Below are 12,671 nucleotides of genomic sequence, written 5' to 3' on the forward strand. Positions count from 1 at the left end.
CCGGAAGAATCCTAAAAAATAAGATTTTTTGCTGCTTGCAAGGAAGATAAAAATTTTCGCAGGGAGTGTACTCAAGTACTCGACCAAGAAAATTTTTCTCTGACGCAGCAAGCAGCAAAAAGGCTGTTTTTGACGGATAATTTCGGCAGTATCCGCACAGCACACTCGCAAAGCAACAACTCGCAAGTATAATCAAGCCGTTCAGGATAGCCTTTCATCGCCCTTTTTCGCCGCAGGGAGGAATACCGTGGCACGCACCGTTCCCATAGACAAACAGCGCAATATCGGCATCATGGCCCATATTGACGCCGGCAAGACCACCACCACCGAGCGCATCCTCTATTACACCGGCGTCTCGCACAAGATCGGCGAGACCCATGACGGCGAATCCGTCATGGACTGGATGGAGCAGGAGCAGGAGCGCGGCATCACCATCACCTCNGCCGCCACCACCTGCTTCTGGAAGGACTGCCGCATCAACATNATCGACACCCCNGGCCANGTGGACTTCACCATCGAGGTGGAGCGCTCCCTGCGCGTGCTCGACGGCGCGGTNTGCGTGTTCGACGCCGTGGCCGGCGTGGAGCCGCAGTCCGAGACGGTGTGGCGCCAGGCCGACCGCTACCATGTGCCGCGCATCTGCTTCGTCAACAAGATGGACCGCATCGGCGCCAACTTCTTCCGCTGCGTGCAGATGATCCACGANCGCCTGGGCGCCAAGGCCGTGCCGCTNCAGCTGCCCATCGGCGCNGAGGACAAGTTCGAGGGCGTGGTNGACCTCGTGCGCGGCAAGGCCATCTATTACGACAAGAGNACCAAGGGCGCGGANTTCAAGGTCACNGANGTGCCCGCCGACATGCAGGCCCTGTTCGAGGAAAAGCACCACGAGCTCATCGAGGCCGTGGCCGAGGAGGACGAGGCCCTGCTGGAGAAATACCTCGGCGGCGAGACNCTCACCGAGGANGANATCATCTCCTGCATCCGCAANGCCACCATCGCGCGCAACATCGTGCCCGTGCTCTGCGGCTCGGCCTTCCGCAACATGGGCGTNCAGCCGCTGCTCGACGCCGTGGTGGACTACCTGCCCTCGCCNGTNGACATCCCGCCCATGACCGGCCANGTGCCCGGCCATGACGACGAGATCATCGAGTGCTACTGCAGCGACAAGGAGCCNCTGGCCGGCCTNGTGTTCAAGCTCTTNTCCGACCCCTTCATCGGNCANCTCTCCTTCTTCCGCATCTATTCCGGCGTCATCGAGACGGGCATGAGCGCGCTCAACGCCAATACNGGCAAGAAGGANCGCATCGGCCGCATCCTCAAGATGCACGCCAACAAGCGCGAGGACATCAAGTGGGCNGGCGCGGGCGACATCGTGGCCCTNGTGGGNCTNAAGAACGCCTCCACGGGCGACACNCTCTGNGANGANAAGCGCCCGGTCATCCTCGAGTCGCTCAACATCCCCGAGCCGGTCATCGAGGTGGCCATCGAGCCCAAGACCAAGGCCGACCGCGACGCGCTCTCGGCCGCGCTCGCCAAGCTCGCCAAGGAGGANCCCTCCTTCCGCGTCAAGGGCGACGAGGAGACCAACCAGACCCTCATCGCCGGCATGGGCGAGCTGCANCTNGANATCATCGTNGACCGCCTGACGCGCGAGTTCAATGTCAACGCCAATGTGGGCAAGCCGCAGGTGGCCTANCGCGAGACCATCTCCAAGCCCTCCAAGTCGGACATGAAGCACGCCAAGCAGTCCGGCGGCCGCGGCCAGTACGGCNACTGCGTCATCGAGGTGGAGCCGAACCCGGGCAAGGGCTACGANTTCGTNAANTCCATCACCGGCGGCGTCATCCCCAAGGAATACATCCCGGCCATCGACAAGGGCATCCAGGACGCCATGAAGTCCGGCGTGCTCGCGGGCTTCCCGGCNGTGGACCTCAAGGTCAACCTNGTCTTCGGCTCCTACCACGAGGTNGACTCNTCNGAGCAGGCCTTCTACGTGGCGGGCTCCATGGCCATCAAGGACGCCATGAACAAGGCCGCNCCCGTNNTGCTCGANCCCATCATGGANGTGGAGGTGGTGACGCCCGAGGAATACCTNGGCGACGTCATGGGCGACCTCAANGGCCGCCGCGGCCGCGTGCAGAGCATGGAGGCCCGCGCCGGCGGCGCCCAGAGCGTGCGCGCCCAGGTGCCGCTNGCNTCCATGTTCGGCTANGCCACGGANNTGCGCTCGCGCACNCAGGGCCGCGCCACCTTCACCATGCAGTTCGACCANTACGAGCGCGTGCCNCAGGCGCTNGCCGANGANATCCAGAAGGCCCGCNNCTAGACNCGCATNNCGNCTGACCGNGCATANGAAAAAGCCCCCGGCGACGGGGGCTTTTTNNTTCTGNNTAGCTTCGCTCCGNNAGNNCNGTGCGCGCATAATAGTCGTCGATGATNCTTTGCAGGCTGATTTTTGCCAACGCCGCTTCGGCGGCGATTTCGATTTCCGCATAAGCANCGCTCAGCGCGTGTTCTATGGCGCTTCCCACTGCACACGTTGGCTCCGGCCTTTGATGCAGGTTGAGGACGGACTTGTCCCCCTCCACAGCCCGGCAAATATCCAGCAGGGAAATTTCCTGGGCGGGGCGCGCAAGACGGGGGTTTACCCGGCCTTTTTCCGANATCAGCAAGCCGCCCNTGGCGGCAAGCCGCATCAGCTTCCGNATATGGGCCGGATTTGTGTCCATGCTTTGGGCAAGCTCGCAGCTCTTCAGGACCTGCCTCAACTCCGGGGCAGCAGGCCCCCAGATTTCCCGCAATATCTGGATTGCGGCCAGNAGATGGATGGCATCGGCCAACTTGGTGGGATATTTCATGAAAACCCCAAAAATTTTTGAGCCGGAAGTCCTCAATATACATGAAGCCGGGTTANGGTCTAACTTGTAATTATTAAAGTTACAGGATATNGAGATGTCACGCGCACCNTATTTCAAGGAGAGAGCCTGATGAAAATCCAGCAAATCCGAAACGCCACCGTGAAAATTACCTATGGTGGCCATACCTTCCTCATTGACCCGTGGCTTTTGCCCAAGGGGGCATTCGGAACCTTCCGCAACACCCCGTTCCGGACGCTCACGGAAGACCGGGAAGACATCCCCATGCCGCTTGTGGACTTGCCATTCCCCAAGGAAGCCGTCTTGCAGGGGGTGGATGCCTGCATTCTCACCCACTTCCACCCCGACCATATCGACATCAACGCGGCAGGCATTCTCGGCGACTCCCTTCCCAGGGACATGCCCACTTTCGTGCAGCGTCCGGAAGACGCGCACGCATTGTGGGACGAGGGCTTTACCGACCTGACCTCCTTGTACCAGAATACCGCCTACAGGGATGTGGAACTGATAAAAACCAAGTGCCGCCACGGCACTAGGGTGCCCTGCGGGCCAGCCTGCGGCGTGGTGTTCCGCCATCCGTCGGAAAAAACGCTCTATCTCGTCGGCGACACCGTCTGGTATGAGCCTGTATGGAAGACCATCGAGCGCTTTCGGCCGGATGTCCTCATCCTCTACGCCTGCGGCGCGAGCCTGAAATTCTTTGGCCGCCTCATCATGGGGACGGAGGACGTGCTCAAGGTCCACGAGGCCGCGCCACAGGCAAAACTTGTGGTGAGCCACATGGAAAGCGTCGCCCACGCCACGGTGAGCCGGGACGACATGCGCGCCTTCGCGCGGGAAAAGGGCTTTGAGGAAAGCATCTTCATCCCCGCAGACGGGGAAACACTGAACTTCGACTGAAAGGACGCCGGGGAGTGGCCTTGGCCCCTCCCCGGAAAAATTCGGAGGGACGCATGAAAATCGGCCTGATTCGCTGTCTGCAAACGGAAAATGTCTGCCCCGCCGCCAAATGTTTTCAGGCCATGCGTGAGAAAAAAGGGGCCTTCGCCGGCTGCGAAGAAGAAATAGTCGGCGTCAATACTTGCGGCGGATGCCCCGGGAAAAACGCCGCCCAAAGGGCCCGGCACATGGTGCGGCAGGGCGCGGAGGCCATCGTCATCGCGTCCTGCATTACATTGGGGACGCCTCATGAATTTCCGTGCCCCTTCCGCCGCAAGCTCACGGATACTGTCAGGACCGCTGTGGGCGAGGGCATCCGTGTGTTCGACTATTCCCACGACGCCCCCAAAAAGCTGCGCACAGAGGCTTCTGCTGGCGTGGCCGAAAGCGGGGCTGTTTCGGGCAACTGAACAGTGGCTACTGCGGCGCTGCGCCGTTTCGGGCAGCCCTACTCCCCCTTTTTCTCCAGCTTGGCCCAGGTGTCGCGCAGGGTGGCCGTGCGGTTGAACACCGGGAGCTCCTCCGTGCTGTCCTTGTCCTTACAGAAATAGCCCAGGCGCTCGAACTGCACGGTCTTGCCCGGCTCGAGGCGACTGAGCGCGGGCTCCAGCCAGCCCGTTGTCACGGTGAGGGAATCGGGGTTCAGGTTGTCGATGAAAGTCCCGCCGTCCGGGGCCTTGTCCGGGTCGGGCACGGCGAAGAGCTGGTCATAGAGGCGCACTTCGGCCTTGTGGGCGTGCGGCGCCGAGACCCAGTGCAGGGTGCCCTTGACCTTGCGGCCGTCCGGGCTCTGGCCGCCGCGGCTCTCCGGGTCATAGGTGCAGCGCAGCTCGACCACGTTGCCGTTTTCGTCCAGCACGGCCTCGCGGCAGGTTATCAGATAGGCGTGGCGCAGGCGCACCTCGGCCCCCGGCGAGAGGCGGTGGAACTTCTTGGGCGGCTCGAGGCGGAAGTCGTCGCGCTCGATGAAAAGCTCGCGCGTAAAGGGCACCTTGCGGCTGCCGTAGCTCGCGTCCTCGGGGTGCCAGGGCATGTCGAGCTCTTCCACCTTGCCCTCGGGCCAGTTCTCGATGACCACGCGCACCGGGTCGAGCACGGCCATGGCGCGCGGGGCCACGGCGTTGAGCCGTTCGCGCACGCAATGCTCGAGCAGGGAATATTCCACCGTGGAGTCGGCCCTGGCCACGCCGATGCGGGAGCAGAAGTCGCGCAGGGCCTCGGGCGGCACGCCGCGGCGCCTCAGGCCGCTCAGGGTGGGCATGCGCGGGTCGTCCCAGCCGGCCACATGACCCTCGCGCACGAGCTGGATAAGCTTGCGCTTCGACAGGATGGTATAGGTCACATTGAGGCGCGCGAACTCGATCTGCTGCGGATGGTAGACGCCGAGCGCGTCCAGCACCCAGTCATAGAGTTCGCGGTTGTTGACGAATTCCAGCGTGCAGAGCGAATGGGTGATGCCCTCCAGCGAGTCCGACAGGCAATGGGCGTAATCGTACATGGGATAGATGCACCAGGCGTTGCCCGTGCGGTGGTGCGCTTCGTGGCGGATGCGGTAGAGCGTGGGGTCGCGCATGACGAGATTCGGCGCGGCCATGTCGATCTTGGCACGCAGCACCCGCGCCCCGTCCGGGAACTCGCCCGCGCGCATGCGCCGGAACAGGTCGAGATTTTCCTCCACGCTGCGATTTCGCCAGGGGCTCTCCCGGCCCGGCTCGGTGAGCGTGCCGCGAAATTGGCGGATCTCGTCGGCCGAGAGGTCGTCCACATAGGCCTTGCCTCGGCGGATGAGCTCTTCCGCAAACTCGTACAGCCGCTCGAAATAGTCCGAAGCGTAGAACTGCCGGTCGTCCCAGTGGCCGCCGAGCCATTCCACATCCTCGCGGATGGCGGCCACATATTCCGTTTCTTCCTTCACCGGGTTGGTGTCGTCAAAGCGCAGGTTGCACAGGCCCCCGTATTCCCCGGCCACGCCGAAATTGAGGCAGATGGACTTGGCGTGCCCGAGGTGGAGGTAGCCGTTGGGCTCCGGGGGAAAACGCGTATGCACCACGCCCCCGAAGCGCCCGGAGGCCGCGTCCGCCTCGATGCGGGCGCGGATGAAGTCTGTACCGGGCCGGGAGGTGGCCCCGGCCTGCTGCTCCTGGGTCGTGCTCTGCTGCGATTCCATGGGCGCTCCGAAAAAGGTGAGGGCCGCGAAAGTGTCAGCCCGTAACAGAGAAACGTAGCGCAGGCGCCCGCGGCGGTCAAATCCGCCCTTCCCTTCCCGCGCACAGGGGGGCGCCCGATGCCGCATCGCAAAATATCATTCTAACAAGTTGAAATATCAGGATAAATAAAAAAATGCTTGCTTTTTTACGGCGCAATGCGTACATATGACCATTCCGCCCCTCATTTCGCGTTTTCCGCCGGCAGCCGCAAGGGCTGCGGCTTCCCGCACCAGTGCCAGGAGATGTCATGACCCGCAAAGACCGCACCGAAGGCATCTACAGCCGCCGCGAGGTGCTCGACGAGAGCGAGCGCCGCCAGTACTGCCTCATCCAGTTGAAGGACCTTCTCTCTTACGCCTACCGCTATTCCGAAGATGTCAAGAAGCGCTTTGACCGCGCCCAGTTCAACGTCGAGAAGTTCAAGACCCTTTCGGACATCAAGCATATCCCCATCCTGAAGAAGAAGGAGCTCATCTTCCTCCAGTCCATGGGCCCGAGGCTCGGCGGTCTGCTCACCAAGGACATCGGCGAGCTCAAGCGCGTCTTCCTCTCGCCCGGCCCCATCTTCGACCCCGAAGACCGCGGCGAGGACTACTGGGGCTATACCGAGGCCTTCTATTCCGTGGGCTTCCGCCCGGGCGACGCGGTGCAAAACACCTTCAACTACCAGCTCACGCCGGCGGGCCTGATGTTCGAGGAGCCGCTGCGCAACCTGGGCTGCGCGGTCGTCCCGGCCGGCCCCACGGACGCGGCCACCCAGCTTGACATCATGCAGAAACTGCGCGTCTGCGGCTATGTGGGCACGCCGAGCTTCCTCATGCACCTCGCCCAGAAAGCCGAGGAAAAGGGCCTTAACCTGCGCAAGGACCTCTTCCTCGAGGTGGCCTTCGTCACGGGCGAGCGGCTTTCCGAAAAGATGCGCTCGCAGATGGAGAAGAAGTACGACCTCATCATGCGCCAGGGCTACGGCACGGCCGACGTGGGCTGCATCGGCTACGAATGCTTCCACAAGACGGGCCTGCACATCGCCAACCGCTGCTACGTGGAGATCTGCCACCCGGACACGGGCATCCCGCTCAAGGACGGCGAGGTGGGCGAGATCGTGGTCACGGCCTTCAACAAGACCTATCCGCTCATCCGGCTGGCCACCGGCGACCTCTCCTATATCGACCGCGGCCCCTGCGCCTGCGGCCGCACCAGCCCGCGCCTTGGCAGCATCGTGGGCCGCGTGGACACCACGGCGCGCATCATGGGCATGTTCGTCTACCCGCACCAGGTCGAGCAGGTCATGAGCCGCTTCGAGGAGATCAAGCGCTGGCAGATCGAGGTCACCAACCCGGGCGGCATCGACGAAATGACCCTGTTCATCGAAACGAGCGGCTTCAAGCGCGGCGAGGAGCTGCTCCACCAGTTCCGCGAAAAGATCAAGCTCCGCCCCGAGCTCAAGATCCTCGCGCCGGGCAGCCTGCCGCCGCAGATCAGGCCCATCGAGGACAAGCGCCACTGGGACTAGAGAGGCAGATATGAGCAACGACGTCACGCCCGTCATCGACTGGCTCAAGGCGCGGCATGCGGCCATCATGGCCGACGAGGCCGAGGCGCTCGGCCGCCTCAAGGCCGGCGACACAAAAGGCTATAACGAAAAGATGCGCGCCAAGGCCGAAGCCGTGGCCGCGCTCGCCAAGGACGCGGCCCCGGTGCTCGCGGGCCTCCCTGAAGCCCGGCGCGAGCCGATCCTGCGGGGGCTCATGCGCTTTTCGCAAAGCGCGGCCATGGGCCTCAAGCTGGGCTCGGTGTTCTACATGTCGGCCCTGCTCTATCCCGATGACCACAAGCCCGGCGAGCCGGACAATCTCGCCCTGTTCATCGAGGAGCTGGCGGCGGGGAAAGCCAGAAGTTAGTCGGGTAAATTTAAAAAACTCTTTGGCCCTCTGCGGTTTACTCCATATCCCGTCTGGAGCGAAGCGGAAGACGGGTGCTGGTGCCGGAAGAATCCTAAAAAATAAGATTTTTTGCTGCTGGCAAGGAAGATAAAAATTTCCGAAGGGAGTGTACTTAAGTACTCGACCGAGGAAATTTTTCTCTGACGCAGCCAGCAGCAAAAAGGCTGTTTTTGACGGATAATTTCGGCATTAAGTTGGCACGGGCATAGAAGCTGCTCATCATCTCAACTCTACAGCCACGCTAAGGAAACAGCATGCCCATCACGAGATACGGAACGCCCGCCAAGCCCGGCGCCCTGCCCTTCGCCAGGGCCGTCAGCGCCGGCGGCTGGCTCTTCGTGAGCGGTCAGGTGCCGCGCGATGCCGAGGGCGAGATCGTCACCGGCAATATCACCGTCCAGGCCACAGTGGCGCTCGAAAATCTCAAGAGCGCCGTGGAAGCGGCCGGCTATTCGATGCGCGATGTGGTGCGCGTGTCCGTCTGGCTGGACGATACGCGCGACTTCGCGGGCTTCAACAAGGTCTATGCCCGCTATTTCGAGGCCGAGCACGCCCCGGCGCGCGTTTGCGTGCAGGCGCGGATGATGAGCGACATCCGAGTGGAGGTGGACTGCGTGGCCTACCGGGAGCCATAGCAAGGGATTTTCTCCGGCCGGGGGCCACAGGGCCCCCGGCCGCTTTTCTTCAGATCCTGGGCCCCTGCACGCCGAGGCTGTAAAAGTTGCGCCCCGTGCGGGCCGCGCCGTTGAGCAGGGTCGTCCGGATGCTGCCGAGATAATCGGTCTCCGCCTTTTCCTTCAGGGCCCGGGCCTCCAGTTCCGAGGCCTGGGCCTGATTGCGGTAGCCCCAGGCGCGCAGATCCTGGTTATGCGCCGCGTCCTCCCCCTTTTGCCGCGCCGCCAGCGCGTCCAGCTCGCCGCGCTCCGCGGTGTCAAGCACGCGGTCGAGCGCCGCCCCTTCGTCCACGCGCGCCCCCGACGCGCCGGCCTGCGCCCTCTGCGCGCCGATGAGCCGGGCGGCCTCCTGCCGCTTTTTGGCCGCGTTTTCCGCGCCTTCGCGCCGCTCGGCCGCAGCCGCCTCGTCCGCCGCCTGGGCGTTCTGCTCGGCGATGGCGGCCGAGCGCTGCGCGAGTTTTGCCTGATACCGCGCCTGGTCGCGCTGGGCCTGGGCCTGCCGGGCCGCGCCCACCACGCCGGCGGCCGTGCCGGCGAGCGCCATGGCCGCGCTGATGGCCGCGGCCGTTCCCGTGGCTATTGCCATGCTGTGCCTCCCGCTTTTACGAGCCGCTTGTGCCAGATGGTCTCGGTGTGCGTGGCGCCGAGCCGGCGGTACAGCGCTCCACAGGGCCGGGAGGCCGGCGAGCTGTACTGCACGAGGGCCGCGCCCCGCGCTGCCACCGCGGCTTCGGCGCTGCGCAAAAGCGCCAGCGCGTTGAGGCCTCGGCGAAACTCCGGGGCCAGATAGAGGCCGTCCAGCGCGGCCACGGTCTCGCCTTGAAGATGCGGGCAGGGCGCCAGCGTGAGCACCGCATAACCCGCGAGCCGCCCCTCCGGGTCGCGCGCCGTGGTGATGCTGAGCATGCCCAGCCGCTCCAGCGCGGCATAACGCTCCCCGTCCAGCTTATATTCCGCGCCGCCGTGAAGCTCCGCCTCCACCTCGCGCCAGTGCGTGGCCGCGAGCTCCGTGGCCTCACCAAGTACTTCGGCCGCCCCTTCCTGCCGGAACACAAGGCCCGGCGCCGCTTCGTCCTTCATGCCCATTCTCTCCCCCCGCTTCACTGTTCCGCAAAATCCACGTCCAGCATGAGGGCCGTGAGCCGGAAGGGCAGCGGCCTGTCCTGCACGATCCACAGGCTCGCCGCGCCTTCCGGCGAGCCCCCGGGGAAGAACTCCACATCGCCCGAAAAGGGCTCCACCGGGGCACCCCAGGCCTCGGGCAAAAAGGGCAGGTCATGCAGCTCCTCCCGCGTGGGGCCGTACTTGCCGCCCACGCTGCGATAAAGCCGCATGGCGCAGCGGCCAAAGGCGCGCATGCGCCCGAGGCTGCTCCCGTTCTGCATCTCGGCCTCCAGCGGCAGCGGCGAGAGAGCCGACACATAGGGAAGGCCCGCCTGCACCACCCGCGCCGGATAGGGCAGCTCGATGGCGCCCTCCCGCACCACGCAGCCCTCCACCGGGCTCCCGTCGGCGAGCACGGCGAGTTCCCGGCCCTCGAGGTGGCCGAGGCCGGACACCGTGGTTTCGAGGGTCTCGCGGCGCAGGCTGAGGCCGCAATCCACGAAGAAGGCCTCCTCCACGGGCGCGCTGTCGGGCCACTGATCGGCCAGGCGCTCGAGGAACCAGCGCTTCGTGCCGCCCGTTTCCCGCTCGACCACCAGAAAGAGCGTGTCGCCCCCCGCGCCGGGCACCGAGGCCACGGACCACACGCGGCCGTCCGTGACCTGGCGCGACCAGCCCCAGATGTCGTGCTCCTTCATATAGGTGAGCGCCAGCAAAAGGCCGTCGTCGCGCACGGCCCAGATGGTGGAGCCGGGGCTCTGCTGGTAGGCCCACTGGCGCAAGAAATGCCCCTCGAAGAGATGCGGCGCGAGGATGGAGAGGTCATTGCCGGCGTAGCCGTCTTTCTCAAGCGAATAGAAGAGGTCGCGCACCCGGCTGCCATGCCGCTGCACATGGAGGATGGAATTGCCGATGATGATGGGCGAAAGCCCGGCGCTCCCCCAGTAGGACTGGGCCGTGATGCTCACGTTGCTGGCCGTGATGGCGCCGCCGTCGCCGCCCGTGGCCTTGTATTCGCTCCCCGAGGTGCCGAGCAGCAGGTCGCCGAAGCTCGCCGCCCAGGTGATGGCGTCGATGGCGCCGGAGGCGATCTGGTATTCCACGGGGTCGTCGTCCTGGAGCGGGCGCGACTTGCGGAAATTCTCGAAATCGCCGCTGCGCGACATGTAGAAGGCCTGCGGCGCGCGCGGCGTGGCAGCGAGCACCATGCGCTGCTGGTGAAAGGCCACCACGGCCGGATTGTTGCCGCCGGCGAAGGGCGCCCAGTCCTCCAGCGGCGTGTCGGCGGTGTCGGCCTCGTAGTTCTGGTCCGAGAAGCTCGTGCCCCGGGCCACGCCGATGAAGCCGTAATAGCCAGCTTCCTCCCGGTAGACATTGTATTCGGCAGCGCCGGCCACGGGCTGCCAGGAGAGGGTCACGGAATTGCCCTGCACCCAGTCCGACGGATGGCGCGCGCCCGTGACCGCCACCGCCGGTGACGGCAGGGACTGGCGGCCGTCGGCGTCCACGGCCGCCACCTTGTAGCGCAGGGTGAACGTGTCGCCTGTGCCGGAAAAGGTCCCCGTGGGCGTGCCCGGCGCGGGCAAGGTGGTGTTGAAGGCCACCCTGACGAGGCTCCAGGCGAAGGGATGGGCGGCGCCCGCGGACGCGGCATCGCTGCGCACCACCTTGTGCAGCGGATGCTTCGGATGCGCGAGATAGACCACATCCCCCACCTGGGCGTGGCTGATGCCGTGCAGGTCAGCCGCGGCATAGGGCGTCGTGAGCGTGGGGAGGCCGGGCACGAGGCCGTCCCCGTCCGCTATCTGCAACGTGCGCTCGCCGAAGACGAGCAGGAAGTTCTGGCCCGCCTCGGCGCTGAAACTGAAGGGCAACAACACCGCGGGGCCGGCCAGTTCCGCGAGGAAGCGCGTGCCCGGGCGCCGCGCCGCGTCGCCATGCAGCCCGGGCAGCATGTTCTCGAGCGCGGCCAGCGAATTGCGGTAGCGCGCAAGGTCATAGCGCGCGAAAAGCGTGGGCGCAATCTCGCCGCCGGTGAAGTTTTGCAGGGCTACGCGCATGGGGCGTCACTCTCCTCCCGCGCTTCGTCGGGCGACACCCCGCCGCACGCAGGCTGCGCGGGCCACGGTGTCAGCTCGCCGCCACCGTCCCAGGGGGCACCGGCCTGCGCGGGCAAATCGCGCAGGGCCTGGCGGTAGCCGATGACCGCCACCCGCTGCTCGTCCGTGAGCGGATAATCCGGCGCCACGAGGTAGTCGGTGGTAGCGAGCTTGGCATCCCGCGCGCCGCGCAACAGGGCAAAGCGCTCGGCCTCGGTATCCGGGTCCGCAAGCCATGCCGCCCGCGCTTCCGCCGCCTTCTCCGCGCAGATTTCCAGCCACGCCACTTCGGAAATCATCCCCTCGGCGAGCTTCGCTTCCGCGTCCTCTTCGCGCCACACCGAGCCCATCCCGGTCTCGGGGTCGTAGAGGTTGACGGTCATGGGCGCGGCGGCCGCGCGTGGTGTCATGCGCCGGGCCACAAACGTGGCAGGCGCAGGAGCTTGCCCATTGTCCTTGGCGCGGTTCCAGAAACGAAGACGGATTGCCCCTTGGGCGCCTTTACCAGCATATGATACACCATTGTTCCAGGCCCCACACCCGCCAGCTCCAAAAAACTTCCCTGCGTTCTCGGCGGCCGACCCAGAGCTCACGCCACCACCAAGACCGGCGCCAGATGCATGGTAAGAGCCTGCCTGATTTATTACCGAGCCCTCACCGGCGCGAAAAGCTGTTTGGCTGTTGTGCTGCGTGTCATTTTCTAGCATCGTCCCCGGGTAGGTTGGCGTCATGTCCTCGAACACGCCCGGAGCGAAAGTCGTCTGGCCGCCTGCGGTGTTGACGCCAGACCCGGGACTCGTGATGGGATTGCCGCCGGCGCCCACAGTGA

General features: G+C 64.9%; 12 protein-coding genes. 6 read left to right on the forward strand and 6 right to left on the reverse strand.

Translation table 11 applies throughout. The annotated features are described in order from the left end of the window. Positions 1 to 247: 247 nt before the first annotated feature. Positions 248 to 2,326: an elongation factor G gene (gene fusA / locus HDR50_RS03230; RefSeq protein WP_291355872.1), complete on the forward strand. Its 2,079-nt coding sequence runs from the start codon at positions 248 to 250 to the stop codon at positions 2,324 to 2,326. Here fusA and HDR50_RS12400 read toward each other — a convergent pair. After that, the gene (locus HDR50_RS12400) at positions 2,253 to 3,041 is read right to left on the reverse strand and encodes an Rrf2 family transcriptional regulator (RefSeq protein ID WP_365816643.1); all 789 of its coding nucleotides are present in this window, start codon (positions 3,039 to 3,041) and stop codon (positions 2,253 to 2,255) included. The two genes, fusA and HDR50_RS12400, sit on opposite strands and share 74 nt — an antisense overlap. On the opposite strand from HDR50_RS12400, the gene HDR50_RS03235 reads away from it, so the two are divergent. Both HDR50_RS03235 and HDR50_RS03240 read left to right on the forward strand, forming a co-directional pair. Further along, positions 2,988 to 3,776 (forward strand): MBL fold metallo-hydrolase, encoded by a 789-nt coding sequence (locus HDR50_RS03235; protein ID WP_291355874.1) that lies wholly within the window; start codon positions 2,988 to 2,990, stop codon positions 3,774 to 3,776. The two genes, HDR50_RS12400 and HDR50_RS03235, sit on opposite strands and share 54 nt — an antisense overlap. Before the next feature lie 53 nt (positions 3,777 to 3,829). After that, positions 3,830 to 4,225 (forward strand): CGGC domain-containing protein, encoded by a 396-nt coding sequence (locus HDR50_RS03240; RefSeq protein ID WP_291355876.1) that lies wholly within the window; start codon positions 3,830 to 3,832, stop codon positions 4,223 to 4,225. 38 nt (positions 4,226 to 4,263) lie between these two features. Here the strand turns inward: HDR50_RS03240 and HDR50_RS03245 are convergent, their stop codons facing one another. Beyond that, positions 4,264 to 5,982 carry a glutamine--tRNA ligase/YqeY domain fusion protein gene (locus tag HDR50_RS03245; RefSeq protein ID WP_291355878.1) on the reverse strand — a complete coding sequence of 573 codons (1,719 nt, stop codon included), beginning with the start codon at positions 5,980 to 5,982 and terminating at the stop codon, positions 4,264 to 4,266. A 287-nt stretch (positions 5,983 to 6,269) separates the two neighbouring features. On the opposite strand from HDR50_RS03245, the gene HDR50_RS03250 reads away from it, so the two are divergent. The 3 genes from HDR50_RS03250 to HDR50_RS03260 all read left to right on the forward strand — a co-directional run bounded on the left by HDR50_RS03250 (position 6,270) and on the right by HDR50_RS03260 (position 8,600). Continuing rightward, positions 6,270 to 7,535, forward strand: coding sequence for an AMP-binding protein (locus HDR50_RS03250; protein ID WP_291355880.1), 1,266 nt, complete (start codon positions 6,270 to 6,272; stop codon positions 7,533 to 7,535). Positions 7,536 to 7,545: 10 nt separating this feature from the next. Then, on the forward strand, positions 7,546 to 7,923 hold the full coding sequence (locus HDR50_RS03255; protein ID WP_291355882.1) for a hypothetical protein: 378 nt from the start codon (positions 7,546 to 7,548) through the stop codon (positions 7,921 to 7,923). 296 nt (positions 7,924 to 8,219) lie between these two features. Then, a complete protein-coding gene (locus HDR50_RS03260; protein ID WP_291355884.1) occupies positions 8,220 to 8,600 on the forward strand; it encodes a RidA family protein in 381 nt (126 codons plus the stop codon). A gap of 49 nt (positions 8,601 to 8,649) precedes the next feature. Here the strand turns inward: HDR50_RS03260 and HDR50_RS03265 are convergent, their stop codons facing one another. Genes HDR50_RS03265 through HDR50_RS03280 form a run of 4 tightly spaced genes read right to left on the reverse strand, consistent with a single transcriptional unit; the run spans position 8,650 to position 12,252 of the window. Next, the gene (locus HDR50_RS03265; RefSeq protein ID WP_291355886.1) at positions 8,650 to 9,225 is read right to left on the reverse strand and encodes a hypothetical protein; all 576 of its coding nucleotides are present in this window, start codon (positions 9,223 to 9,225) and stop codon (positions 8,650 to 8,652) included. Further along, complete coding sequence (locus HDR50_RS03270) at positions 9,216 to 9,719, reverse strand: GNAT family N-acetyltransferase (protein WP_291355888.1); 504 nt, start codon at positions 9,717 to 9,719, stop codon at positions 9,216 to 9,218. Before HDR50_RS03270 ends, HDR50_RS03265 begins: the two co-directional genes overlap by 10 nt. A 20-nt stretch (positions 9,720 to 9,739) precedes the next feature. Next, a complete protein-coding gene (locus HDR50_RS03275; RefSeq protein WP_291355890.1) occupies positions 9,740 to 11,803 on the reverse strand; it encodes a hypothetical protein in 2,064 nt (687 codons plus the stop codon). Beyond that, positions 11,794 to 12,252, reverse strand: coding sequence for a tail fiber assembly protein (locus tag HDR50_RS03280; protein WP_291355892.1), 459 nt, complete (start codon positions 12,250 to 12,252; stop codon positions 11,794 to 11,796). Before HDR50_RS03280 ends, HDR50_RS03275 begins: the two co-directional genes overlap by 10 nt. Positions 12,253 to 12,671 lie beyond the last annotated feature (419 nt).

Source organism: Desulfovibrio sp., from assembly GCF_014803725.1.
In the GTDB taxonomy this organism is placed as follows: Bacteria; Desulfobacterota; Desulfovibrionia; order Desulfovibrionales; family Desulfovibrionaceae; genus Desulfovibrio.

Excerpts from the sequence above, each read along its gene's own strand:
- HDR50_RS03270 (WP_291355888.1), bottom strand. The coding sequence starts at position 9,719 with ATGAAGGACGAAGCGGCGCCGGGCCTTGTGTTCCGGCAGGAAGGGGCG.
- HDR50_RS03280 (WP_291355892.1), bottom strand. The coding sequence starts at position 12,252 with ATGACACCACGCGCGGCCGCCGCGCCCATGACCGTCAACCTCTACGAC.
- HDR50_RS03235 (WP_291355874.1), top strand. The coding sequence starts at position 2,988 with ATGAAAATCCAGCAAATCCGAAACGCCACCGTGAAAATTACCTATGGT.
- HDR50_RS03260 (WP_291355884.1), top strand. The coding sequence starts at position 8,220 with ATGCCCATCACGAGATACGGAACGCCCGCCAAGCCCGGCGCCCTGCCC.
- HDR50_RS03255 (WP_291355882.1), top strand. The coding sequence starts at position 7,546 with ATGAGCAACGACGTCACGCCCGTCATCGACTGGCTCAAGGCGCGGCAT.
- HDR50_RS03275 (WP_291355890.1), bottom strand. The coding sequence starts at position 11,803 with ATGCGCGTAGCCCTGCAAAACTTCACCGGCGGCGAGATTGCGCCCACG.
- HDR50_RS03250 (WP_291355880.1), top strand. The coding sequence starts at position 6,270 with ATGACCCGCAAAGACCGCACCGAAGGCATCTACAGCCGCCGCGAGGTG.
- HDR50_RS03240 (WP_291355876.1), top strand. The coding sequence starts at position 3,830 with ATGAAAATCGGCCTGATTCGCTGTCTGCAAACGGAAAATGTCTGCCCC.
- HDR50_RS03245 (WP_291355878.1), bottom strand. The coding sequence starts at position 5,982 with ATGGAATCGCAGCAGAGCACGACCCAGGAGCAGCAGGCCGGGGCCACC.
- HDR50_RS03265 (WP_291355886.1), bottom strand. The coding sequence starts at position 9,225 with ATGGCAATAGCCACGGGAACGGCCGCGGCCATCAGCGCGGCCATGGCG.